The organism is Trichocoleus sp. FACHB-591 (assembly GCF_014695845.1).
GTDB lineage: Bacteria > Cyanobacteriota > Cyanobacteriia > FACHB-46 > FACHB-46 > Trichocoleus.
The window spans coordinates 107,418-132,190 of record NZ_JACJPA010000029.1 but is presented as its reverse complement, the minus strand read 5'-3'; the positions used below and the strand labels follow the sequence as shown (position 1 = coordinate 132,190).

Sequence of the window (24,773 nt, the reverse complement as noted above, 5' to 3'; positions counted from 1 at the left end):
GACCCAACGGCGATCGCTTGCATCAATCAAGCAACTGCTTGGCTGACAATACCAGACCATTGCACTCGTTTTAAGCCATCACGACGGTAGGAGAAAAAGTGTTCTGGCTGTTGATAGGTGCAGTGGGGGGCGATCGCGACTTGTTCGGAACTGAGACCAAGCTGTTCTAACTGCAAAGCATTGACCCGCCGCACATCAACTCGGATGCGATCGGTTTCTGGATCAGCAAGCACAGGTGGCTCAGGCAGTGCGTGAAGTTGCTCAATGACAGCCTTAGTGTCAGTATCAGCCGCTAGAGTGATGGTTACGCCCAGAACTGCCGCTACATCCAGCGAGACTTGATATACATCTCCGGCGATCGCGGGTCCCAGCGCCACTCGGAGATTGTGCAGTTGGCTGCCTTGGGCTTGTAGACGAGCGATCGCTTGCGGCACAATTTTAGCGGCAGTCCCACGCCATCCCGCGTGTACAGCCGCAACCTGACCTGTTGTCGCATCCGCAATTAGTACGGGCGTGCAGTCAGCACTACAAACCCAAACTGCTTGCTCCGCTTGTTCTGTTAGTAAACCGTCAGCAGGTGGTAAATCTGGTTCAGAAGCACTAGGGTCATTGCCAGAACTACGACTGAGTTCAATTTCCGAAGGGGCCAAAACTACGTTGCCGTGTACCTGCCTGACTCTATAAACCTGAGCCTCTGACTGTAAGGCGCTAACTAGATGACTTGGCGTTTGGGGCCAAAAGTGTTGCGTAAAGAAGCCATGAGACCACCTCTCTAAAAGGCTACAGGTAAGATAAGGCCGTCCGTCCCAAGTTTGCCAATGCCAAGTGTGCATGAAGAAGGTTCAGAGCTTTACAAAACGAAATCAGTTAAAAAGCAATGAGTCCATGCTAGCCTAAGCGACGATCTCTCCAGACTTCTGCCCGTGGGATTCGAGCATCAACGGTTTGAGCTAGCGCTACAGCAAGTACGACAACATCTGTCTACCGTCTTTCAACCACTCCATGTCTCCAATGTCTTGCCCCTGTCATTGCAGGTATTCGAGACTTTAACTTCTACGAATCAAACCCTGTGGGAGCTGGTCAGTCAGGGCGCGATCGCGGGTACTGCTGTTTTAGCTTTGCAGCAAGAGTCAGGGCGCGGGCAGTGGGGCCGCCAGTGGCAGTCTCCTTTAGGGGGCTTGTACCTTTCGGTCGCGCTCAGTCCCGCTTTACCAGTTGCCAATAGTGCTCAACTGACTTTGTGTAGTGCTTGGGGAATCGCGACAGCGCTACGCAGCTATAACTTACCTGTGCAGTTGAAGTGGCCAAATGATTTAGTGCTCAACGGGCGCAAGCTGGGAGGCATTTTGACTGAAACTCGAATTCGTCAAGGTCAAGTGACCAAAGCCGTAGTGGGTGTCGGTATTAACTGGACGAATCCAGTTCCTCCTACGGGGATCAAATTGGCAGCGGCCTTAGCAGAACAGCCGCAACCTGCGATCGATTCCTTAGAAATGTTGGCTGCGATCGCGCTACAAGGAATTGCGTCCGGATATGCAGCTTGGCGACAAGAAGGGATAGAAAACCTCTTGCCTGCTTACCTAAGCTTGTTGACGAGTTTAGGCCGCTCGATTGTGCTTGACGGTGTCGAGGGGACTATTGTAGGAGTCTCGGCAAATGGTGAATTACAGATCCGTTCAGCATCCAATAGCCCGTCTTCTAGGGAAATTCTGCTAAAGCCCGGTACAATCAGTCTGGGTTATGATGTCTAGTTCCAAAAACAATCAAAAAAGCGCCCTTAATCTGAAGCTCATCCCCCCGTGGGATGACAGCCGAGGAACAAATTAAGTAAATAAAACGACTGATACTGCTAGCTTGAGCGACTTAAATGCGTAATAAGGGGACTGAAATGAACCAGCAGACTCGTTCTGCCCAACCTACGCTCAAAACCTCCCGTCAGCGTCCGCTTTGGATGCAAAGCCTTGCCTGTCTGGGTGGAATTGGACTTTTGAGTGCAGGGACGCTAGGAGCCCAAACCGCTCCGGTGGATTCTGTTGTAGTACCTGCAATTTCTGAGCCTCAATCAGCGCTGGAAGCATCTCCTGTAGAAGCCCCTCCCGTTGATGCTCCTGCTGTAGTCGCTGAGCCAGAACAATTTGCGCCAGAAGCATCAGCAGAATTTGCGCCAGAGCCTGCTCCAGAGCCCGCGATCGCAGCGCAGGAAGAGCCTGTTCCTAGTTTGGCTGTCCCAACTCAAGAGGAGCCGATTGCAGTCCCGCCAGCAGCCAATTCACCTGACGCGGTAGCAGCAGGGTCTGAACCGCCGAACTACAATAACGCCTATATTGACCCAACCCGTTACAACCTGGGAGCCACCGACCCCTACGAGCAGCCTAGCTCGGTAGTCTTATCGGAACGATCAACAGGGTGTCAAGCGGTTCTATCGGGAGGCCAAGGCTTATCCGGTGGCATTTGTGGCATTGCCCCAGAGCCTGCTTCGGCTCAATCTGAGCCTTGGCGTCCTGGCTCTGTAGAGAATACTTGGGCGAGCACATCAGGTGGCAGTCAAGGCGGCAGTCAATGGGTTTCCGCCTCAAACTCACCAGCAGTGCAGTTAGGCCCGATCAACATCAGTGCTAGAGGGATTGGCATTGGTCAAACGACGGCTTCTGGACGCTCGTTTTACTACCAGACAGCTCGACCCACAGGCCGCTTGGGGAATGGCAACCTCAGATTGATCTTCCCTCTGGCACTTCCTGCTCCCATTACCTCCATCTTTGGTTGGCGCATTCACCCAATTAGCGGAGATAGCCGTTTCCATTCTGGAACCGACCTGGGTGCCCCGATGGGAACGCCAGTTGTGGCAGCTTATGCGGGTAAAGTCGCGATCGCAGATTTCCTGGGTGGCTATGGCCTAACCGTGACGATCGATCACAACAAAGGCAAGCAAGAAACCTTATATGCTCACCTTTCGGAGATCTTCGTCAAACCAGGCGAGGTGGTGAAGCAAGGAGCTGTAATCGGTCGGGTTGGCAGCACAGGTAACTCCACTGGCCCCCACTTACACTTTGAGTTGCGCCAGCAAACGGCGAATGGTTGGGTGACGCTAGATCCTGGTTCACAGCTAGAGCTAGCCGCCGCTGACCTCATTAAGTTCCTACAAACTGCCCAGACAGCCACTAAGTCAGTTCCTCAACCTCAAGGTTAGGAACCACACAGCTACACAGCGATCGCTAAGGTAAGGGAGAGTAATCACAACTCTCCCTTAACAGTTTTAGGCAGTGAGTCCGCTTATAAATAGCCGTGTTCGGTCAAGAAGGTAGGAGTAATCATCTCAGAGTTTGAGTGGACTGGCTCAGAATCATTGGATAGCTCGTTATAGCTGGCTGAGTTGAGGGTGTGTTCTAGCGCCTGCCCAGAGCCGAAACGGAGAAACTTTTCTACATACTTGCCCAGAACATCGCCCTCCAGGTTTACCCAACTGTCTGGCTGCAAATAATGCAGATTGGTTTCAGCGTAGGTGTGAGGAATCACGGCCACCTTAAACCAAGTGCCAGTGGTGTTGCACTCCGCTACAGTCAAGCTGACACCGTTGACAGCAATACTGCCTTTCGGCACGATATAGCGGGCGATCGCTGGATCAGCCACCGTAAAACTCATTTCCCAAGAATTACCCGTTTCCTCTGCCGACTGGAGGCACCCAATCCCATCTACGTGACCCGTAACAAAGTGACCTCCAAGCTTACTGCCCACCCGCAGCGATGCCTCCAGGTTGACGTAACCTGCTTCTAGTTGTTTTTCTAGCGTGGTGCGACGGATGGTTTCGGGGGAAACGGCGGCTAGAAACCCTTGAGGCAAGATTTGTGTAACTGTGAGACAGACTCCGTCCACCGCCACACTGTCACCCAGCGCTAAATCTTGCAAAATAAAATGGTAGGTACCAGAGGTACAGGTGACTTGGAGTTCATCTTCTCCCAAGCGTCTAATGGTTCCGAGTGCTTGCACAAGTCCTGTAAACACGGTTTTTAAATCACTCAAAACTGCTGAACTAAACTCTGATCAAAGGAAGCTCTGACTTTGGCTGGCTCTGTGCCTGAGTGACCCACTGCTTCGCTAGACTTTAGAAATATACTCATGGATTCAGGTCAGGGATCAGGGCATACTGAAGGTCAACCAATCAATTAAGCTTAATGACAACCAAGCTGAACTGTGATTTTGTGCTCCACCTTCTATGGTAGAGATAGCCTGGTTGGATTACTGTAAGTTTATTTGTCCCGGTCATACTTTCATACGTCTAAATTGCGTTAACTAAGAGTGTATAGAGGACTAAGTGTATATAGAGGTAATGCGAGTTTGCTTCCAGGTCCAACCAGTCCAAGTGTATTCTCGACTCACAACTCTCTTTGCCAAGGATTGAGGCCAAACCAATGATTGAGATGAAAGTTGCTGGAATTGCGCTGGATGCAGCAACCCGCCACCCAATCGTACTCTTGAGGGATGCTTCTGAGCGTCGGGCTTTGCCAATCTATATTGGTCAGGACCAGGCCAGGGCCATCATCAATGCACTCGAAAACCAAGCGCCACCTCGGCCCCTTACGCACGACTTGATGATTAATATCCTGGAAGAGTGGGATATGGTTTTGGAGCGAATTATTATTCACTCCTTGCAGGACAACACTTTTTACGCGATCTTAACGGTTCGGCAAGGGGAGGTCAAAAAAGAGATTGACGCTCGCCCCAGTGATGCGATCGCCCTGGCTCTGCGGACGAATTGCTCAATTTGGGTAATGGAGGAAGTGGTAGCAGATGCCTCGATCCCAGTCGATCGAGATGCTGATGAAGCCGAGCGGCAGGCCTTCCGGAGTTTTTTAGAAAATCTCCGTCCAGAGGACTTTACCCAACGACGGGAATTCGGCAACGACTCCTAAAAATCTAACTTTAAGCATGCGCTATCGTCGGTTTGGTAAAACTAACCTGTTGCTGTCTGTCTTTTCTCTCGGAACGATGCGCTATTTGGCTTCTGAGGAAACGGCAGCCCAAACAGTCAGCCGAGCGATCGCTTTAGGGATTAACCATCTAGAAACAGCCAAGGGCTACGGTAAGAGCGAGCAGTACTTGGGCTATGCTTTGGCGCAATTGCCGATCCCGCGCTCGCAGCTTTACATCACCACTAAAATTTCTCCCACGCCTGATTCTGCCTCTATGGCTCGGCAGATTGATGAGTCTTTGGCTCGCCTAGGCACAGATTATGTGGATTGCTTAGCAGTACATGGACTCAACACCGAGGAGCACCTGAGTTGGATTGAGGCGAAAAACGGCTGTATGCAGGCGGTGCAACAGGCTGTTGCGGATGGCAGAATCCGACATGTAGGTTTCTCCACCCACGGGCCGCTGGAGCTGATTCTGGCCGCGATCGCGACTGATTTATTTCAGTTCGTGAGTCTGCACTACTACTACTTTTTTCAGCGCAACGCGTCTGCGGTGGCATTAGCAGCGGCAAAAGACATGGGTGTGTTTATTATCTCGCCTGCTGATAAGGGAGGGCAGCTTTATACCCCGCCGCCGAAGCTGCAAGAGTTATGTGCGCCATTATCCCCTTTACATTTCAACTATCGGTTTCTGCTTAGTGACTCCCGCATCACTACGCTGAGTGTCGGAGCAGCCAACCCAACTGAGCTAGACTGGCCTTTGAGCCTAGCGGACTCTAATGGCACCTTGAACCCTACAGAAACAGAGATTCTGCAACGTCTGAAAGCTCATCAAGCCTCCGTACTAGGGCCAGATCAGTGCAGCCAGTGCTATGCTTGCCTGCCTTGTCCAGAAGCGATTCAGATTCCAGAAGTATTACGGCTACGGAACTTAGCGATCGCCTACGACATGACCAATTTCGGCCAATATCGCTACCGTATGTTTGAAAATGCAGGTCACTGGTTTCCGGGGATGAAAGCGAATCGCTGTACGGACTGTGGCGACTGCTTACCTAAGTGTCCAGAACGACTGGATATCCCCGCTTTGCTCCAAGATACTCATGAGCGCTTGAATGGCCCAACGGGTCGGCGGCTTTGGAGCTAATCCAATCTCAGAGTTTGTGGTGAGTGGGATACTAACTCTATCCGAGTTCGTCATTAATTTCGTGAAGTGCTGGGCTGGGAGGCTAGAGCTGTGCAAGCAAGAGTTGTGCAAGCCAAAACTGTGCAAGCAAGAATTGTGCAGATCAAAGGGCAGCGAGGAGCAAAATTACCATCTGGCAGGGCGAGAATAGCGCGATCGCTGGAACTGCTGGGTTTTGCGGGGGCGATCGTAGTAGGTTTGAGCCAACCGCTCCTCGCTCAAGTGCCCTTAGAGCCTATTCCTGACCCTTTAGACACTGAGTTGGTTGAGCAACAGCAAGAAAGTGCGCCATTGCTGACTCCTGGTGCTTGTACCGTAGGTGATGCGGTGATCACTTCCAATACCATTTGCCAGAGCAATATTACAATTCCGAGTTTGTGGTGGCTAGAGGAGCAATATCGGCAACTGAATGGCAAGCTAGTCAACACTTGGTTAGCTTACCCAGAGGCTAGTGGCAGTTCTCGGCGGGTAGATTTAGTGGTGAATCAACAGGTCTGGAGCTTGCTCGATTACTTGGAGCGCTACAAATTCACGGACTGGTTCGGCACAACCGCTAGAGATTACGGCTTTAGCACCAGAGTTTTTAATAATCAGGGCCGCTTGTTAGCAGCTTATACCTGCGCTTTTTCGCCTGCTAGCCCATCTGCTCAGGCAACACCGACCTGCCGCCTCTTTGTAGATGCTTTAGGGAAAAATGGCTTGGGTAGACCGATCCAGTCATCCCCTTGAGGAAGTTGGGCGCACTGCAAGCCATAAAGCTTGATATTGCTCGCTCGCCTTTGCCGATAGGGGGTAGAGAAACTCACTCTTCTCAATCACCGATGGCGCAGGTAGCAAGACTGGCTGCTTCTGCAAAGCGCTCGGTAAAGTGGCGCGATCGCGACCTACTACTGCTGGCGAAGCAGCTTGGCTCAAAATTGAAAGCTGAATCGCGGTTTGGGGTTGTAAACAGAAATCGAGCCACTGTTCTGACAAACTTGGTTGGCCGCTATTGCTGGCTGCGGTTGGGGTGGCTACCGCAGGACGTACCCAAAGCTCTGACCAAAGCTTTGTGCCTGAGCGTGGAACAACAGCAGCAATTTGGCGATTATTTTTCATCAGGCTTAGAACATCAGTGGACCAACCCACCGCCAGCCAAGTGTCCCCTAAAATCAAGGGTTGCAGATAATTGGTGGAGCTATAGAACTTGACTTGTTGGTGGAGCGCCTGCAATTCTGACCTGAGAGCAGCTACCTTGGTCAAATCTTCTGTGTTGTAAGAATGATTTAATTTCTTCAGCGTTAGGCCAATGACTTCCCTGGGTTGATCTAATAGCGAGATGCGATCGCGCAGTTCAGGTCGCCACAAGTCGCTCCAATCGGTAGGCACAGCCCAGCCTTGCTCAGCAAATTTGTCAGCACGGTAAGCAATGACAGTCGTACCCCAACGATACGGCATGCCCCAAACTTGACCCTGCTCCGCCACTTGTCCTTGGCGATCGCGAGTCACGAGCTTTTGCCAAGCAGAGGGCACTTGGGCCCAAGCGGCCACCTGTTGAGGGTTGAGGGGTTGAATCAAGTTTTGTTGAATTGCCTGAGCCAACCAATAATCTCCTAGAGTTACCAAATCGGGTACTCCTGTAGCAGCACCTTGCCGATTCCGAGAAACGAATGGCCAGGAGGTCTGGGGTTGGGGCTGCGTGGAGGCTGCTGGACGCTGCCAATTCTGTAGAAGCTGAAACAACTGACCGAGTTGAGGCTCTGGGGCAAAGTCAAGTCGAGCGGGCTGCTGGAGACTCCGACGAAATTTGTCCAAAATCTGTGGTGGAATCGAGCTTTTGAGTAAGCGAACCCTCAAAGCTTCGCGGGCTGAACCGTTACACCCTGCTAGCGCTTGGCTCAGCCCTAAAACGCCAACTCCTTGAAGAAAAGACCGTCGATCCATTGAACTGCTGCGACTCCTACGCCGACTGTTTGTGCTCAACCCCAAAGCCAATTAGATCAATCACGCTCGGAATTTCGTGGGGTTGAGGCCGCTGATACGTCACGATGGTGCGGAGGCGTACGTTTGGTGCAATTAAACGCATTTGATCAACCGCTACAGAACGATTGTAGAACGTTGTCATTTCCAACGTTTGACGAGTGGGCTGATAGGTAAAGCGACCCGCGATCGTACCCGCTTCTGAATAACCTGCATTAGGTAAAACCCCTGAATAGTTTCTCCTGCTGGTTAGGTCGAGATCTGGGCTGCGATCGGCAACAACGGCGCGCTGCCAGTGGTAGTGGAAGCTACAACTAAGCTATCCGCAACAAATAAGGCTTGCAGGCTCATTGCCACGGTTTCTCCAGTCTCGGAGCGAGTATTAAAAGCGATCGCAAATCCTGGCAAGTTGTCTTGATCCTCGATCAAAGCTGAAAAGTCATTTTTCGCCACTTGTAATTGTAATGTTGCGGTCTCAGAGAGAAGCAAAATCTGCTTTTTATCTGCCGCAGTCAGGGGTTGAACTTGGTATTCCGTGTAAGAACGCTCGAGCCTACTTTCAGTAACAAAATGGTAAGTTCTCTCAGTTGTCCATGTCCCAGCACAGGTAATGAAAAAATCCTTAAAGCTCAGCATTTCTTTCGACAATGACGGTTGGATTTCTTTTGAGTAACTCTTTAGCCAATTGGACAGTTAGCTTTAATTAGCAATAAGTAGTACAAAAATTTAATTAGTTGTTAGGACTGGCGCTTATTTCATATACATAGCAGCATGAGTATACATCCTGAGCCGAGTAGAGAGATTAAGCAGGCCACAGAGCTACAACTAGTTTGGCTACGCGCGATCGCCTGAAAACTTGAAAAAGCTGCTCAGATTAGGCCTACTGTAGCTGTTCTAGACGCTGAGACTACCAGGGAGCTGGCTAGCAGCTGTTTTTTTGAAGCTGAGATACCTTCCTAAACCTAAGCTTAAGAATCGAGTTTGTTACAGTTTGAATGATTGTGATGGCAACTACCAAAACTCTTGCTGTTCTAGGAGTACAGTCTAGAATCGGGCAGGATTTAGATAAATTCAATAATGAGATTTTGTATTGAGTTTGATTAATTTTTAGAGAGATTAAATCGTTTGATTGTTGGCTCAAATTTATTAAAAAGCTGATGAATTGCTACTTTGTCGAAAGGTTAAATTATTCAGCACTAGTCGTCATATTTGGGAATCCTTTCTTAGGATAAAGAGAATTCATTAGGCTACTAGGGCACCCCATGGATCCAATTCAAGAACAAGTCATTGCCTTAAATACAAAAGTTGATGGACTTCAGAAGCAGATGATTGAGCATTTCAACCATCGACTTTCAGAAGCTGTAGCTGAAATGAAGCTATTGGTAATGCAGGGAGCACCATCGACTCAGCTAGAAGCTCACGGCAGACGATATCCCTATTCAACTCATAGCAGCCGTGAGATGGGGATGGATCATAAAGATGTGTTGACTGATACCAGCTACCCCAGCATGGAAGATCAAAGTAGCGAGCGCGATCTAGCGCCCGAGATTCAAATTCGTCGGCTAACAGTTCAGTTGACTGCGGCTTACAATCGCATTGCGGCTCTAGAAGAGCAATTGCTATCTCAAAGAGTTCACTAGCGAACGCAATCCTGCAATTCGAGTGCAATTGAGTTCATAACTAGCTTAAGAGTGATTGAGAAGCAAATTTTGCCTTGAGTCAGCTTGACAGTAGCGTTCTGCCAACGCCTCGATCGCTTGCAGCAATTGCGCTTGACTCCAGTTTTGATAAAGAGAAGCTGCGATCGCACAACCGCCAGCCCCTACGCCTTCTTTCACATATCCTTGCTCATAAGCTTGGAGCTGCGAGTAGCGAGCCGCTGTAAATTGCAGCTGGGTAGCCAAAAGCGGGACCGTGCCAATCAGATTGGCTAAGCCTACCGTGTCTCCTGTCGCATCTTCAGCAACCCAGCGAGTTGTGCCTACGACAATCTGCTCTGGTTGCCATGACAAAGTGTAAGTAGTCGCGATCGCTCGTAACAAAGCATAGACCGCCAACATCTGGGTGCCTCCGGCTAGCATGACGCCACAACTTCGACTAGCCGCGATCGCCATGCCCGCAACTACAATTTGCATCGGATCGCCTACTGCCGCTACCAACTGAAGCGGGTCAACTCCGAGGTTGACCAAACCCGCTTGCCGTAAACCTGCCTGGACAACTTCCCACTTTTGGCTATGGTTGCAGGTAGGGTGACTGCTATTGACTTTGCCAGCCGCAGCAAGGCCGAGACCTGTCAAAATGGCTAGCGCTGTGGTTGTGCCACCCACAACGCATTCTCCCAAAATTAAGTAGCCTTGGGGAACTTGAGCCGCGAGTTGCTGACCCCAAGCCAATCCTTGCTCCAGCAGATGCTGGACGACTGGCCGGCTTAAAGCTCGTCCTTGGCTCAAGCAAGCCGCAGCAGCCCCCCCCAAATCAACGCAAGGAACTGGGGGGGGAACGGGTAAACCAGCATTAAATAAGTAAAGTGGAATTGCTTGGGCCTCCACGACAGCCCGTGAAATTAAAACCGGGGATGCACCAGCCTGGAGGGGCGGCAAAGCATATTGAGAAGCAGCTTGAGGTCCCTGGTAGAGGAATTCGGCATCAGCGATCGCGGTATACCGCCGATCTTGTGGGGTAGCACCCGCTGCAGAAATGCCTGGAATTAGACCCGTGGCTGTAAACCCAAGTACACAGGCGAATAAAGGGCGATGCCGTTGGTAGCGCTGGAGCCATTGCTGTCCCAACTGCGCTTGCGTATAAACCCGAATCATTTCGGCTAGAGACATTAATCAGCCTCGTAATCCAGAATCACCTGTACCCACTTAGGAGGCGCTGGGATCGGGTTGCCTAAACGCTCTAAAAGCAACCAAGCCGCTAGATGGACAACAAAAAGATAAACAATATTGTTGATCACAATCATGATCGCCGCGATCGCTTGAACCAACGCTAGTTCAGGCTGGATCAACAGCCCTAGCTTCACAAAACCCCATTCCACCAATTCTGTAATTTGAGTGGTGATATAAGCCCACAGATCGTCACCCAGCAAAATCGAAACTAGCCAAATCCGGAAAAAGAAGCCAAAAGTGCCAATAATTGTGCCGATACTGATGGAAACAAACCAGTTTGCTCGCCGCCGCCAAAGCGCTCCTAATTGAACTCCCAACAGCCCAAAAGGCATTAAAAACAGAATGCTGCGGGTTGGCCCCATGAGGACTGATAGCAGCAACCCAGACACTAGGGCTGACATCCAAGCAGCACGGTGTCCCCAGCGTAAGTAAGTCAGGGCAATGGGGACTGGGAAAAAAATCCGTAACAAAGGCCCCATCGGGAAGTAATAGTTGACCAGCCAAATCAGGCTCGCTGTACTGGCTAAGAAAGCAGTCTCCACCATAGCTAGAGGAGCTGCACTCGTGACTTGCGGTTCAGCTAGAGCCGTTGAAGTATGGAGGTCAGCGGGCCTAGGGGAGCTTGATTCAGGAGATGCAGATTGAGTAGGACCTGGCTGAGAATCAGGCGGTCTTTCTGAGTGGCGGTCTTCGGAAGAATCACTCATGCACAATTAGGTAAGCTAGCAGATCTACTCTATACCTAAACTCTAGACCCCATCCGCTAGTTCGGGTCAGTCTCGGCAGGAGCTAAATTGCCGCGATCGCCCCTGCCTCACTTAAACCAACAGGCGCTCCAGAGCGTGCATATCCGGAATGCAGAGAATGTCGCGATCGCGAACAATCAATTCCTTTTTTTCCAGCTTATTCAAGACCCGCGTCACAGTTTCACGCGCTAAACCACTCAAGCTGCTCAGTTCCCGGTGCGGCAAGTTAGGAATCTCAACTCCCTTTTGGCTCCGTTTTCCCTGCCCCTCAGCTAGAAACAACAAAATATCCGCCACGCGAGAGGTACTGTCAGACTCTCGCAACCGCAACCGGCGATTCACTTGGCGTAGCCGTCGTGCCATCAGCTGAGCTAGACGAATTCCTGCCGTTGGCTCTGTATGAATTAACTGGACAAAATCTTGGGCTGGCATATTGCCAATCACAGTAGGAGCCAAGGTAATGACATCTGTAGATCTAGGTACTTCATCTAGCGGAGCCATTTCTCCAAATAATTCACCCTTACCAAGAATGTTGAGGGTGACCTCTTTGCCATCTAAGTTATAAGTCCGAATCTTGACCCAACCGTCCAAAATAAAGTAGACAGAACTACCCCAGTCATTTTCTAATAAAATTACTTGGCCAGAAGGATGGCTACGCATGACAACATGGGCCGTAGCCTTTTCGACCGTAGCCTCTGGTAAGCCTTCAAAGAAAGGTGCAGAGCGAATTAGTGCAGGGCTAGACTGAGGTTCACGAGGGCTATACCGATCTTCCATGGGGCCATTGCATTGTAATTTCTATAAAGTCAGTCAGACTAAGTGGCCTAGCAATCTAGGGCCTATTAATGTCGATAATGCTTACCCTAAGGGTAGTCAGCCAGGCAAAGTGGCATTACTCCTATGGCTGAAGTTGACTCTCAATCTTGAAGCTAGCCCCGCAACTCCCTAGCCCACCGACTTGACCCATCTGACTCAACTCAGATGAAGCATCTAAAAATAGGACACATTTGAAAGTCTAAGATACTTAAGCTGATATGAGAAATATCATTGCCACCAATCCGCCCTAGTAGCAAGGAAATCCACAGCAATAATAGCTTAAAGTTTTCCCACTTTTAGACAGAAGTGTTTGCCGAGCTACCAGATTAGTTAAACTGGCCTGATCTACCGCTTGGATTCAGGGACGAGAGGAGAACAATTTATTGACATCAAGTGTGACTCCCAATCGTGAGATTTAACCCAATTTGACTGGTGGGCAGCTCAGCAGGTCCTTTAAAGCGAGATAAATTTTGCCAAGTCGTAGAACTTTTAGCCTGTTCTGGCGTAAACTTTGTCCAACTGTTAGCCTGCTGGTCATCTGAAATCTTCAAAACTATATTCAGTTGGCAAAAATCTAGCAGTGCTTGATAGTGCTTGGAGTTAAATTAATTCTGGCGATCGCAAAACGACGACTAATATGAAGATTAATAACCAGAGCTTCGTTGATTTTTGATTAGCTTCAAACTAGCTTCTACACTGTAGCCTTAACCCACCTCTGGAAATTGCTTAACCCTCACTTTTAGCCCAAGTTCTAGATAAAGGGGGCAAATGATCGAAAAGCTCACTTTAGACTGGAGGAAAATTAGCTCCTCTGGCTGGGCAAACTAATCTTTGAAGCATCCAGAGCCGTGATCGCTTTATACCTGTCAAGTTCTAGTCAGGGGTTCCATCGTGACTTCTCAGAAGGACCAAGTCCAAACACTAATTGCTGAAATCGATAAAGTTCTCCAGAAACCTAGTACCCGCTTACCTTGGGTCATGTCTGGAGAGACGACTCAGCAGCGCCGAGTGTTAGAGCGAGTTCGCAGCTATCTTGTCTCTGTACAACAGCGGATGGTTGCCGATGAACTCTCTCAGACTAGAACCAAATCTAATCTATCGACCTACGATATCCAGTATCAACCCACTCAAAATCCTGACTACGTTAGAGCCCCGATCGCGCCAGTTGGCAACAGCCAAGACGAAGCAGCACGGCAGATTCTCCAGGTTGTAGCTCAAGAAATGGATCATCTGCGCTCCAGCCTAACGCAGCCTCTACAGGCAGATTTGGAGGCATTACGGCAACAGCGCGAGGCTTTAGTTCAGGAAATTAGACAGCTAGAGTCACAACGGCATCACTACTCTCTAGCGCAGCAGCAAGCAAATCAGCAGAAAATCATCGGCGAGTTTCTCCAAGTGCTGATGGGGCGTCTGCAAGATAGCTTGACTCAGCAGGTTGCCCAAACTTTATCGAGTCTACAGTCTCAATCAGTTTATGAAGGTCAGTCTACTGAGGCGATCGCTTTAGGTGGCCGCACGGCTGCTAATCAACCTCTGCTAAACCCAGGCCAACGAGTAGAACAACTGCAAGTGTTGCAAGCCCGTTCCGATCAGTTGTTGATGAACCTGGATTCAACTCTGAGTGTGGTGTTTGAAGCCTTACAAAGGAATGTTCAAAGCTATGAGGAGTCGCTTTCCACGGGGTTAGAGCGCATGCATGACCTAGGCCAACAAGGGGAAGTCATGTTCACCGCTTTGGTCAGTCACTTAGCTCAACAATTAGGTCGGGAAGCATCTTCGTTCCTGTACACTATGCCAACTCCAGAGTTGGAGTCGGGTGATGCTACTAGTCCTGAAACTGCGACAGCTCCATTAACCTCGATTTCCCCGGCTGCTGAGTCTAGCGCTACACCTGCTGCTGTATCCCCTAATGACTCACGCACTCAAGTTCCGCAGGGAATTAAACTTGATCCAGCCACTTTAGAGCTGCCTTATGCCGGCGCTGAGCTACGACGCGAAAGCCAGCCGCCGTTAGAGCCACCATTGCTGCCAGAGCTGGAGGATGAGAATTCTCTGGAAGACTTAAACCTAGAGGGCCTTAATCTAGCGGATATTGAGTTGGAAGACGATCTAGACAAGCTGCTGGATGTAGACCTCGATAGCATAGGACTGGATCAAGCTGCTACTCCAACCAATGATTTGCCAGATAACTTAACGCCATCAACCCCTCAGCCTACTCTCCAAAGCTCTGCGGCTACTTCAGCGAGTCTTACAAACGTAGCCCCTACCGCTTCGGAGCTAGAGTTTTTGGCGCAGCTTGATATTGCTTTGCACGACCAAGACGCTGAAGCGGATGTAGCGGATGCCTTGGAGCCAACCACAGGGTTAGAAGATTTAGTTGGATCAACTTCTAGCGCAGAAGCTTTGAGCGCTGAAACGGCGGAGTCCAGCCCGGCAGATGATGATCTTTATGACAGTTTGTTTGGTTCTGATGATTTAGTTTCTGGCTTAGAACCACAGGCGGAAATACCAGGTTTAACTTCTGCTGCATCAACACCTGCAGCAGCTCTGTCAGATACTCCTGAGACCGCTGATCTAAGCGCTGCCTTAGCTGAATCTACGGCAGAATTGCAAGCGCAAGCGTCACCAGACAGCTCTCTCTCCTCTCCACCAACTAGCGATTTGTTCGATGGGCTTGAAGAGGTGGCATCAGAGCCAAGTCCAACTCCTCAGGCTGCGATCGCAGAGGATCTCCCAGCAGACTTATTTTCTGCTGCTCCTGAGCCTGATGAAACAGTGACTACCCTAGAAGATTTCTTGTTTGCAGATGCAGCTGAACCAGTTCCTAGTGATGAGAATCCTGACCTGCTCAGCTTTGATTTGCCGCCCACGCAGGCGATCTCTCCCAGTGCAGTAGCAAGCTCAGTGACAAGTTCAGCAGCTACAAGTTCAGCGGCTATAGACTCTGGAGCACTCGATTCGGAAGCACTAAATTTAGAGGAATTTGGCTCCAGCTTTGCAGATGAGTTGGATGACGCTGATCCGTTAGCTGAATTGGCAGAGTTGCTGGGTGGGGCTGAGGTCGTGGACGAGCAACCGACTCCTACGCCTCCTATGGGTTCTACTACCCCTATGGCTCCGCCTAGCTCAATAGGATTTGAAGTTGAAGATGAGCTACTGCTGTCAGAGCGATCGCTACAGGATATCCCATCGCTGAGTGGACCTGATGCTCATGCTCTGGATGATACCTACATACCAGCAGCGCCAGAAGAATCGCTCATCGCAATTGACGATGACTTAGGCGATGAAACAGCTGATGGCTTGTGGTTGGATGAGAATGTGGTTCAGCAGTTGAATGAAGACTTGTTTAGCTTAGAGGATTCCAACCTTTTTCCTGACTATTCAGGGACGGAGGCTATAGAGACAGAGACTAGCAACGTGGGTGATCAACCACTGCCATCTAGCGACTCATTGACAGCAAAGAACCCAAGTCAGTCACCTGCGTGGGATACTGCTCAGTTTCCTGAGCCTCAGGATTGGGATCGTCTCACCTTGGAAGACTTTGCAGAAACCCTACCGGAAACATTGCCTCCCGTGGAGCCTGAAGCGTCTGTAGAGACGGAAGAGACGGAAGCTCTGTCGAATGACCTCTTAGCTCTTTGGGAGGACGCAGATTTAGAACTACCTGCTGATCCAACGACTGATTTAACCTTGGATGGGTTTGATTTGTTAGCAGACTCTCCTGCGATCGCTCCTCCTACCTCGTCAGATGTTGCAGTTAAGCCGACGGCTTCTGTGCAGCCTATCGATCACCCACCTACAGAACTGGATACGCAGAACTTAACCATAGATGATGCGTTTATGGATTTTCTGGAAGCTGCGAATTCTCCCACGGCAGAAAGTAGCGATCGCACTCTAACGCCTCCTGAAACGTCGAATCTCCAGTCTGACGAAAAAAAAAAGATCCAGTAGAGACACCCGCATCTGATAGGGTGCTAGAGGATCACAACCATTCAGATGAGCTGTTGAACCAAGTATCTCAACCTGCTGGTTTTAATACCGCAGCAGAAGCTGTCCCTGAAACCGTCCCATCTACTACGCCACCCATCGCTGAGCCGCCCACCGGATCTGACGATCAAACTTTGCCAGCCCAGCCTTCAGTCTCAGAAGCGATAGGAGGGGTGAAGCGGAGTTGGTATTTGGGGATTGATTGCGGTACTACTGGTTTCTCGGCTGTCTTGCTCGATCGCGTTAGTCAAAAGCTGTATCCGATTTACTGGCGAGAGCGAGCAGGCCTTGAAGCCGAAACTAAATCTTATCGTTTGCCGACCGCCGTCTATTTGCCAGCTCAGCCATTGACGTCTAATGGATTGTCGGAGACTAGGGTTGCAGTGGGTTCGCAAGCAATAGCGCTGGCTTTACGCGATCGCGACGCCATAGTCGTTGATACCCTAGCCTTGCCAGGAGCAACTGAACTCACACCAGAGTTATTCATCCAAAACATTAAACCGTATCTGAAAGTTGGCATTCCCCATTACGCTACAGCCACCGATAGCTGGGAACCTGTAATTCAATGGTCTGACTACCGCCAAATTCCTCTCAGTTGGTTACAGCAGGCCTTGCAATCATTGTTGCAAACCCTGAATCCAGTTACTAGTAACTCCGATGTCGTTTGTGGTGCCAATGGTCTAGATGCCCCCGCTCTCAAGTCCGCTTTGGCTCAGTTAGAAGGGGTAATTCTTGGCTACCCGGCTAATTGGCCAGATACCTATAACTTTAATTTGCGAGAAGCAGTCCTAGAAGCCAAATTAGTCTCTCGCCCAGAGCAAATTTTCTTTGTCGAAGATGCGATCGCTGCTGTCTTGTCGGAGCTGCGTAATCCTAACCGCTCCCAATGGAAAGGTGGCACCCTGGTGATCAATGCAGGAGCAACCACCAGTGAAATGGTTCTGGTGAATTTACCTGACCATCTCCCTGACTTGACCCATAGTGACTTCAGTCTGCGTAGCCTACCCTATGCAGGCAATGTGATTGACCAAGATATTATTTGCCAACTACTGCATCCCCAGTGGTTTCGGCAATCTCGCACAGCCAACCGGAGCAATGTCGTAGAGACTCAATGGCACTGGCAGGCAGAAGCCTCAGCGTTGGATGGTCTATCTTGGGATAGCTTAGGGTTAGATACTATACCACTGCCCATTCCCGGCGAACCCGACCTGGAAACTCGTCATCGCCTACAACAACGCTTAGAAAGCTCACCCTTAGGCCAAGGGTTGTTGGAAGCCGCTAGGCATCTGAAGCTGATTTTGCAACACGAAGAGCAATTCACGTTTGAGTTGGGTGATCAGCGTTGGATGATTATGCGACGGCAACTGGAAAGCCAAGTATTTCTCCCCTTTATCCAGCGTCTGAACCGAGAATTAAATGTTTTGCTAAGCCAGACAGGGCTGCCGATGCAAGCAATTAATCAGGCAATTTGTACTGGAGGCACTGCTTCTTTGCCTGCGATCGCGCGTTGGCTACGCCAGAAGTTGCCTAATGCCACGATTATTCAAGATACTTACCAAGGCGATCGCAGCTTGAATATAGGCGATAAAACTGCCTATTCAGAAGACATTGACGATGTCACAACTTCTGGAGCCGCCGAACCTAAAACCGCTATTCTGGGCGATCGCTTGGTTTCTTGTAGCCGTGTTGCTTACGGATTAGCAGCGCTGCCGTTGTATCCTCAAGTGCTAGACTTGCCTCGCCAGCAGTATGGCGATTATTTCTTGCTTTTAGAGTTATTGCGAGCTTTTCCTTCTCAGCCTGTTTCGATTGCTGGAATTATGCAGCTTTTGGAGCGCCGAGGCATTAACACTCATGCTTGTCAGTTACATATTCTGGCACTGCTGGAGGGGCATTTACCACCAGGTCTAGTGCCCTTAGAGCAAGATAGAAATTGCCTCACAGAGTCGTCGAAACAATATCTGGACGGACATGCTCTAACTGCCGCTCCCCTCTTTTTGAAGGAGGGTAATCAAGTCTATCGCCCGAATCTAGAGCAATGTCGGCGTTTACAAGAGTACCTGTCTCAAGTGATGGCCAATACCAAACAAACTTTGGAAGAGCCATTTGCTGTTAATTTGAGCTTGGCTGTTGAATAGGCGGGCGATCGCTTCTACAGGATCTCTGCCTAAATGCTCTGCCTCTTTCCGGTTCCTGTAGGCTGCTACTGACCTGTTTACTATCAGTGTTTGGTGTTATGTGCAGTTGAACTTAATCGTTGATTTGCATAAAGGACTTTAGTATCTCTATAAGAGCTATGTTGTTTCAGAGCTTTCGCTGAAGCCGCTTACTCTGGGGCAGGGTTTTTCATACTCGTACACCGCATTACCACAGCGGTAGCACGAGGTGAAGCTCTTAGAACTCTTTAGACTCGCACTTTAACTGAGTTTTTCACTGTAACAACCACATGGGAATTTTATATAACCCGTCATAAGTTCAAAGATTGGACGAACCTCTCTTGTTCTCCTTTCGGTTTGTAAAGGTGCCTTCGTATAGTTACAAGTGAGGACCTTTAGAGCAACTCACCTATCAGCTGTGATTACAACTTCTGATTTCTCTTCTACTAACTTCACCACCAGTGGTTTCACCAAATTTGGTTGTGCTGCTGATGTACACCCATCAGTCAATCATAGAATCAAGCGCTTCCTAGATATTCTCGGTGCATTAGTAGGATTGGTCATGACTGTCGTGATCGCCATTCCAGTTGCGATCGCAATCCAGCTAGATAATCCAGGCCCTATTCTCTACAGCCAGATGCGCTGCGGTTGCCAAGGTCATCCCTTTCGCATTTGGAAGTTTCGTTCGATGGTGGCAAATGCTGAGCAACTGAAGCATTTGGTCACCAATGAAGCTAAAGGTCATATCTTCAAAAACCAAGCCGATCCTCGCGTGACTCGTGTGGGTCGCTTTCTGCGGCGAACCAGTTTAGATGAATTACCCCAGTTTTGGAATGTCTTAATGGGAGACATGAGCCTGGTCGGAACTCGTCCGCCTACCATAGACGAAGTCAAACGCTACAACAAGCGTCACTGGCAACGACTCAATGTGAAGCCTGGTATGACGGGTGAGTGGCAAGTACATGGTCGGTCCACTGTAAAAGATTTTGAACAGATTATTAGCTTAGACCTCCGCTACCAACGCCGCTGGTCTATTGCTTACGACCTCTACCTGATCATTAAAACGATTGGAGTTGTTCTTAATAAGGACGGAGCTTGCTAGATTAATTCCTCAACATTTCTATAACCTAAGGTGAAGATCTGCTGTGCGGCGTCTTCACCTTAACCCTGTTTATTCACTACAGCGAGGAACATCAGTCGGTACGATGGCAGATAGCTAGCTTGGCTCATATTACCGACTTTACACTTTATGACTGTTCCTACCTGGATTACCCTATCTCGTTTACTAGGCGTGCCTTTGCTGCTTTACGGTCTGCACGAGCCTACTCCAGAAGCTCGCTGGTTTTGTGTGGCCATCTTCCTCATTGCCGCAGGAACAGATTGGTTAGATGGTTATTTAGCCCGTAAGCTCAATCAAGTCACAGATTTAGGCAAGTTTCTTGATCCCCTAGTCGATAAACTGCTAGTGCTAGCGCCGTTGCTGGCTTTAATTGAGCTAGGTCAAGTGCCTGCTTGGGGAGTGTTTTTAATTCTGGGACGGGAGTTGGCGATCGCAGGCTGGCGAGTCAACCCAGCTATGACAGGCGGCACTATTACAGGAGCTAACATCTGGGGTAAGCTCAAAACAGTGAGTCAAATTTTAGCGATCGCCCTTTTAATTGCACCTTTGCCTGCTATGTGGAGTACACCTAGTCTGATAGCATTTTGGGTTGCGGTCGGCCTCACTTGGGTCTCGGGTGCAATCTATTTGTGGCCCCAGCAGTCTCAATCTGTTTCTTGATGACAGGCAGCAATTCTTCACCATCGCTTGCTATCAAGACACAACTAGCGATAAAATTGGAGACCGTGTCGAATTAAAGCCAGTCCATGCCAAAACTGAAGACTCGTAAGGCTGCTGCTAAGCGTTTTAGAGCCAGCGGCAGCGGTAAGATCCTGCGCCGTAAAGCTTTCAAGAACCACTTGCTAGAGCACAAAAGCGCTAAGCGCAGAAACCAGCTCTCCCATGTAGCGGTTGTGCACGAAAGAGACGAAGAAAACGTGCGGTTGATGCTTCCTTATCTATAAAAGTTACTAGGACAATAAATCAATGACACGAGTAAAACGCGGCAATGTCGCTCGTAAGCGCCGCAAAAAGATTCTAAAGCTGGCGAAGGGTTTCCGGGGGTCTCACTCTCGCCTCTTCCGTACTGCTAACCAACAAGTGATGAAGGCATTGCGGAACGCCTACCGCGATCGCCGTAAACGGAAGAGAGACTTTCGTCGCCTGTGGATTGCTCGCATTAACGCAGCATCTCGTCAGCATGGCATGAGCTACAGTCAGTTAATTGGCAACCTCAAGAAAGCTGACATTCAACTCAACCGTAAAATGTTGGCGCAACTGGCGGTTCTAGATCCGGCGGGCTTCGGTAGAGTTCTAGAATTGGCGAGTCAAGCAAAGTCAGCCTAAGTAAAAAACTAGGTAAGGCAGCATCAAAGGTGTTTGAGCCGCTGAATTTCTTCAGCAAAGTATCTAGTCTTTGTTTGGTAATTGGGCTGAGTTTAGCAGGTCAATCAGGTAGTGCTGAAACGTTGAAGTCGATTCAACAACGGGGCTACCTGATTGTTGCTGTTAAAGAAAACCTATATCCGCTAGCGTTCAAAAATTCAGCGCAGCAGTTACAAGGATTTGAAATTGATGTGGCTCGTCGCTTAGCTCAAGAGCTGCTAGGTCAGGCAGATGCCATCCAACTTCAGCCTGTTGCTAACCAAGAGCGCCTTCCATCTGTTTTGGCAGGTCAAGCAGACTTCGCGATCGCAAGAGTGACTGCAACTGAGCCTCGCTCTCGTTTAGTGAGCTTTAGCCTTCCCTATTATCTAGATGGCACTGCCTTAGTAACTAAAGCGGCAACAGTCAAGCGACTAGCTGATTTAAACCAGCGTCCAGTGGCCGCGCTGAATGGTTCTAGTACGATCGCCACGGTACGCTATCTGGTTCCTGGCGCTAAATTGGTAGGGGTAGACTCCTACGCAGCGGCATACTCTCTCCTAGAGTCAGGTAAAGTCGTTGCTTTTGCGGCGGATGTCAGTGTTTTGAGCGGGTGGGTGCAGGAATATCCTCAATATCATGTGCTGCCGACTTTGTTATCTGCGGAGCCTTTGTGTGTAGTGCTACCTAAAGGCGTGCAGTACGACGACCTGCGACGTCAAGTGAATAGTGCGATCGCTCGTTGGCATTCTGATGGTTGGCTGCAACAACGAGCCGTCTATTGGGGGCTGCCGTGGGCTAACTTATTGAAGGATAGGGATACAAAACCTACAGAGATGTTGCGTCCCTAATCAGGTAAATTCTATTTAAACCAGATTGCTTAGCGGTGCTCACGCATAACAAATATGGATAGCTTGCTTCCCATCGTCTATTTGTCAATCTTGCTGACTTTGTTGGCAAGCGCAGGCTGGGCGATTCTTCGCCAAGTGCTGAAAACTCGCAAGATTGAAACTTCGATTTCGCGCTTGCAGAATAAGCTGAATAAAGAAAAAGGTACAGCCGAAGAATACTATGAACTTGGCAGTATCTATTTAGAGAAAAATTTGTTTTCTCAGGCAGTCATACAATTGCAAAAAGCCCTTAAATCACCCGATTTAGAGGGAGAGGAAAACACAGCGCTAATCTACAACGCGCTCGGTTATGCCTACTTTGCTCAAGAGCAATATGACTTGTCCATTCGTCATTACAAAGAAGCTCTAAAACTAAGCCCTAATTATGTGACGGCTCTCAATAATATTGGGCACGCTTATGAGCGCAAGCAACTCATGGCTCAAGCTCTAGAATCCTATGAAGAAGCCCTCAAGCTGGACCCCCAAAGCTTAACGGCTAAGCGTCGAGCTGAGTCTCTGAAGAAGCGCTTGGTTTCAACCACAGCAAGTGCTGAAAAATAAAGATTGACGAAGAGCTGCTCTGACGTGCAATACCAAAGCGATCGCCCTGGCTTGAAAGATTAGCTGGGGCGATCGCTTTTTGCCTAGGTTTTTGAATAAGCTAGAGGCTAGAAGGTGAATGTGGTTCGCAAAGCACCAATTCCTACTGTGTCGCTTTCAGGTGCATTACCTGGGTTGAAGAGCACAATCACACCTGGTGTAATCGTAATGTTGTCAGAGACGCGATAACGGTAGAACACTTCTAAGTGAGTTGTTGTACCGGGTTGATCCCCTTCAGTTCCTGCTCCGCCTGCTAGCAAGTTAGGAATGTTCTGACCTGCTGGTAAGTCGCTTTCGGTAATTTTAGGTGGCTGGCCTACATAAATTCCGCCCAAGTTGCCTTCGCCGAACAAGTCGGGGAAGTTGAGGAACGCCATCCAGTTGGTGGTCTCCACATTGCCATCGCGATTAGGAATCCGCGAATTAGTAAAGCCACCCCAACCACCTACGGTAATCCCTGGAGTAGCGCGCCAAGCTACGGTGGCACCAAAAGCATCCGTCTTTAAACCAGACCCAATGGTGACTTGGTCATCACCAATTCCTAAGCCTAGACTGCCAGCGAAGTTAGACCCAGAAGGGTTATAGGAGTTGAGGTAATGGAGCGCTAGGTCAATCGTATCCGTGGGGGAAACCGTCAATTGAGCTCCAGCAGTTGTGGCGCTGCGGCGGCTGCCAAATAAGCCAGCGTCATTGGGGTCGGCAGGGTCACTAGCCGAATAAACACCCTGCAAGCTGATGCGAGGGCTGACTTGCCAGTCGAAGCCAGCACCACCGGTGCCATTACCAATACTAATAATGGGGTTCCGCTGGGCAAAAGCCGAAATTGGGCCTTGACCAGAACTTTCAACTCGGTTAGCTCCCCGGAAAACGTTGACTGCATTAACGCCAACAGGACCTGCAACCACGGCAAGGTTATTGCCAATTAAATGCCGAAAACTCAAGTCACTGATGAGGAATTGGTTATCGCTGTCCAGCTCATAGCCCAGCCTAGTATCGTTACTGAGACGGGGAGCTGTGCTGCCATTGCCAGCGGCTAGCCCAGTTAGCAAGATGCTGCGATTGCTCAGTTGTGTGAACAAGCTCAGCTGAACGTTGTTGATGAAGTTAATGTTTGTTGCTGGGTCTTCTGTATCTTTAACGCCATCGACTGGGAAGAAGTCAGCAGTATTGTCCGTACGGCCTTGGATGCCAAAGATAGCTTGGCCAAACAACTTGGTTGTGGTGGAAAACTGATTCGCTTCCAGTTCAGCCGTGCGAGCTTCTAGCGAATCGACTCGGCCTCTAATGGTAGCGAGTTCAGCAGAGAATTCTTCCTGCAACCGTTGTAATGTTGCTAAGTCTTCTTTCTGCACCAGCTCATCAGTGCCTGCCTGAATCAACTCATTGATCCGGTCTAGGCACGAATTAACCCCAGCCGCGAATTCATAGCGAGTTAACGCTCTGTTGCCTCGGTAGGTGCCATCTGGATAACCCGCGATACAGCCATACCGTTCTACTAAAGACTGTAGCGATTGAAAAGCCCAATCGGTTGGTTGCACATCAGAGAGTTGGGAAACCGAGGTGACTTGAGCCATGCCATCACTGGCAGCTTCTGGGCTTTCCGGGTCTAAAGTGGCAACATCAATCATGCCTGGGCTGTCGTCAGACGGGCTCAAAGCTTGAGCTTGCAGGGTCGCGTCTGCGATCGCTGGGGTGGCGGAGGTCGTAGTGGCTGCATCAGCTGCTAAAGCAGTTATTTGCGTGGTGCGATCGCTAGGCTCACCCTCCTTAACAGACGCCTCAGGAGCCGAGACCTCAAGAGCCGATAAGCGGTTGGCTGCAGCCGCATCTGTACTATCGTTAGTGGCGGCTACAGCTGGAGAGACATTTGCTGTAAACAAGCCTAAAACTGTACACAACAGGGCTAAAGAGACGTTCTTTTCTAAGCCCACTGGGGATTTCATTGTTTTATTCACTCCTTCGAACACCATAAGTGACCAAGCTCTATACTTCATCGTTATCGCCGGTAGAGACTTAGACACACCTCTGCATAAATTTTTTGTCGCTAGAGCCAACAATCAAAAGGCTGCACTCAGTGACGACTCAGTTTTTCAGGAAGTTGATCACTAACCATTTGGAGCATTCCCATCTCGCAAAAAGAATCAAACATTAAACAGAGATGAGATAATCCGCAA

The 24,773-nt window shown here is 49.5% G+C and carries 23 protein-coding genes; 14 read left to right on the top strand and 9 right to left on the bottom strand.

The features are described 5' to 3' along the window. Positions 1-26 precede the first annotated feature (26 nt). Positions 27-833, bottom strand: coding sequence for a peptidoglycan editing factor PgeF (gene pgeF, locus H6F90_RS04605; protein ID WP_190550621.1), 807 nt, complete (start codon positions 831-833; stop codon positions 27-29). Between the two features lie 90 nt (positions 834-923). On the opposite strand from pgeF, the gene H6F90_RS04600 reads away from it, so the two are divergent. Both H6F90_RS04600 and H6F90_RS31290 read left to right on the top strand, forming a co-directional pair. Beyond that, positions 924-1,751 carry a biotin--[acetyl-CoA-carboxylase] ligase gene (locus H6F90_RS04600; protein ID WP_190550619.1) on the top strand — a complete coding sequence of 276 codons (828 nt, stop codon included), beginning with the start codon at positions 924-926 and terminating at the stop codon, positions 1,749-1,751. Between the two features lie 137 nt (positions 1,752-1,888). After that, positions 1,889-3,187, top strand: coding sequence for a M23 family metallopeptidase (locus H6F90_RS31290; RefSeq protein WP_304941001.1), 1,299 nt, complete (start codon positions 1,889-1,891; stop codon positions 3,185-3,187). A gap of 83 nt (positions 3,188-3,270) precedes the next feature. Here the strand turns inward: H6F90_RS31290 and ribE are convergent, their stop codons facing one another. After that, positions 3,271-4,017: a riboflavin synthase gene (ribE, locus tag H6F90_RS04590; RefSeq protein WP_199295711.1), complete on the bottom strand. Its 747-nt coding sequence runs from the start codon at positions 4,015-4,017 to the stop codon at positions 3,271-3,273. A 389-nt stretch (positions 4,018-4,406) separates the two neighbouring features. Between ribE and H6F90_RS04585 the strand changes: the two genes are divergently transcribed. The 3 genes from H6F90_RS04585 (at position 4,407) to H6F90_RS04575 (ending at position 6,819) form a co-directional block, all read left to right on the top strand. Further along, the gene (locus H6F90_RS04585; RefSeq protein WP_190431645.1) at positions 4,407-4,907 is read left to right on the top strand and encodes a bifunctional nuclease family protein; all 501 of its coding nucleotides are present in this window, start codon (positions 4,407-4,409) and stop codon (positions 4,905-4,907) included. A 16-nt stretch (positions 4,908-4,923) separates the two neighbouring features. Continuing rightward, entirely contained in the window at positions 4,924-6,051 is a 1,128-nt protein-coding gene (locus tag H6F90_RS04580) for an aldo/keto reductase (protein WP_190550617.1), read from the top strand. A gap of 90 nt (positions 6,052-6,141) precedes the next feature. After that, positions 6,142-6,819 (top strand): hypothetical protein, encoded by a 678-nt coding sequence (locus H6F90_RS04575; RefSeq protein ID WP_190550615.1) that lies wholly within the window; start codon positions 6,142-6,144, stop codon positions 6,817-6,819. Here the strand turns inward: H6F90_RS04575 and H6F90_RS04570 are convergent. Genes H6F90_RS04570 through H6F90_RS31035 form a run of 3 tightly spaced genes read right to left on the bottom strand, consistent with a single transcriptional unit; the run spans position 6,808 to position 8,685 of the window. After that, entirely contained in the window at positions 6,808-8,013 is a 1,206-nt protein-coding gene (locus H6F90_RS04570; protein ID WP_190550613.1) for an extracellular solute-binding protein, read from the bottom strand. The two genes, H6F90_RS04575 and H6F90_RS04570, sit on opposite strands and share 12 nt — an antisense overlap. A gap of 16 nt (positions 8,014-8,029) precedes the next feature. Then, positions 8,030-8,239 (bottom strand): phycobiliprotein lyase, encoded by a 210-nt coding sequence (locus tag H6F90_RS31040; protein ID WP_370587947.1) that lies wholly within the window; start codon positions 8,237-8,239, stop codon positions 8,030-8,032. Between the two features lie 59 nt (positions 8,240-8,298). After that, positions 8,299-8,685, bottom strand: coding sequence for a phycobiliprotein lyase (locus tag H6F90_RS31035; protein WP_255524961.1), 387 nt, complete (start codon positions 8,683-8,685; stop codon positions 8,299-8,301). A 626-nt stretch (positions 8,686-9,311) separates the two neighbouring features. Between H6F90_RS31035 and H6F90_RS04560 the strand changes: the two genes are divergently transcribed. After that, complete coding sequence (locus H6F90_RS04560) at positions 9,312-9,689, top strand: hypothetical protein (RefSeq protein WP_190550611.1); 378 nt, start codon at positions 9,312-9,314, stop codon at positions 9,687-9,689. Between the two features lie 45 nt (positions 9,690-9,734). Here the strand turns inward: H6F90_RS04560 and cobT are convergent, their stop codons facing one another. The 3 genes from cobT to H6F90_RS04545 all read right to left on the bottom strand — a co-directional run bounded on the left by cobT (position 9,735) and on the right by H6F90_RS04545 (position 12,463). Beyond that, positions 9,735-10,880, bottom strand: coding sequence for a nicotinate mononucleotide-dependent phosphoribosyltransferase CobT (cobT, locus tag H6F90_RS04555; protein WP_370587945.1), 1,146 nt, complete (start codon positions 10,878-10,880; stop codon positions 9,735-9,737). Beyond that, positions 10,880-11,647 carry a DUF2232 domain-containing protein gene (locus H6F90_RS04550; RefSeq protein ID WP_190550609.1) on the bottom strand — a complete coding sequence of 256 codons (768 nt, stop codon included), beginning with the start codon at positions 11,645-11,647 and terminating at the stop codon, positions 10,880-10,882. The genes cobT and H6F90_RS04550 overlap by 1 nt, the downstream gene beginning before the upstream one ends. Before the next feature lie 111 nt (positions 11,648-11,758). Continuing rightward, the gene (locus tag H6F90_RS04545; protein ID WP_190431657.1) at positions 11,759-12,463 is read right to left on the bottom strand and encodes a Crp/Fnr family transcriptional regulator; all 705 of its coding nucleotides are present in this window, start codon (positions 12,461-12,463) and stop codon (positions 11,759-11,761) included. A gap of 930 nt (positions 12,464-13,393) precedes the next feature. On the opposite strand from H6F90_RS04545, the gene H6F90_RS04540 reads away from it, so the two are divergent. The 8 genes from H6F90_RS04540 to H6F90_RS04505 all read left to right on the top strand — a co-directional run bounded on the left by H6F90_RS04540 (position 13,394) and on the right by H6F90_RS04505 (position 22,560). After that, the gene (locus tag H6F90_RS04540) at positions 13,394-16,453 is read left to right on the top strand and encodes a hypothetical protein (RefSeq protein ID WP_190550607.1); all 3,060 of its coding nucleotides are present in this window, start codon (positions 13,394-13,396) and stop codon (positions 16,451-16,453) included. A gap of 53 nt (positions 16,454-16,506) precedes the next feature. After that, a complete protein-coding gene (locus tag H6F90_RS04535; protein WP_190550605.1) occupies positions 16,507-18,627 on the top strand; it encodes a hypothetical protein in 2,121 nt (706 codons plus the stop codon). 436 nt (positions 18,628-19,063) lie between these two features. Next, a complete protein-coding gene (locus H6F90_RS04530; RefSeq protein WP_190550603.1) occupies positions 19,064-19,747 on the top strand; it encodes a sugar transferase in 684 nt (227 codons plus the stop codon). Between the two features lie 147 nt (positions 19,748-19,894). After that, on the top strand, positions 19,895-20,425 hold the full coding sequence (gene pgsA, locus H6F90_RS04525; protein ID WP_190550601.1) for a CDP-diacylglycerol--glycerol-3-phosphate 3-phosphatidyltransferase: 531 nt from the start codon (positions 19,895-19,897) through the stop codon (positions 20,423-20,425). Positions 20,426-20,511: 86 nt separating this feature from the next. Further along, positions 20,512-20,709: a 50S ribosomal protein L35 gene (rpmI, locus tag H6F90_RS04520; RefSeq protein WP_190431667.1), complete on the top strand. Its 198-nt coding sequence runs from the start codon at positions 20,512-20,514 to the stop codon at positions 20,707-20,709. 22 nt (positions 20,710-20,731) lie between these two features. Continuing rightward, positions 20,732-21,091, top strand: a complete 360-nt coding sequence (gene rplT / locus H6F90_RS04515; RefSeq protein WP_190431669.1) for a 50S ribosomal protein L20 — start codon at positions 20,732-20,734, stop codon at positions 21,089-21,091. A gap of 29 nt (positions 21,092-21,120) precedes the next feature. Then, the gene (locus H6F90_RS04510; protein ID WP_370587944.1) at positions 21,121-21,960 is read left to right on the top strand and encodes a transporter substrate-binding domain-containing protein; all 840 of its coding nucleotides are present in this window, start codon (positions 21,121-21,123) and stop codon (positions 21,958-21,960) included. A gap of 54 nt (positions 21,961-22,014) precedes the next feature. Then, complete coding sequence (locus H6F90_RS04505; protein WP_190550599.1) at positions 22,015-22,560, top strand: tetratricopeptide repeat protein; 546 nt, start codon at positions 22,015-22,017, stop codon at positions 22,558-22,560. Between the two features lie 107 nt (positions 22,561-22,667). Here H6F90_RS04505 and H6F90_RS04500 read toward each other — a convergent pair whose 3' ends face one another. Next, a complete protein-coding gene (locus H6F90_RS04500; protein WP_190550597.1) occupies positions 22,668-24,542 on the bottom strand; it encodes an iron uptake porin in 1,875 nt (624 codons plus the stop codon). Positions 24,543-24,773 lie beyond the last annotated feature (231 nt).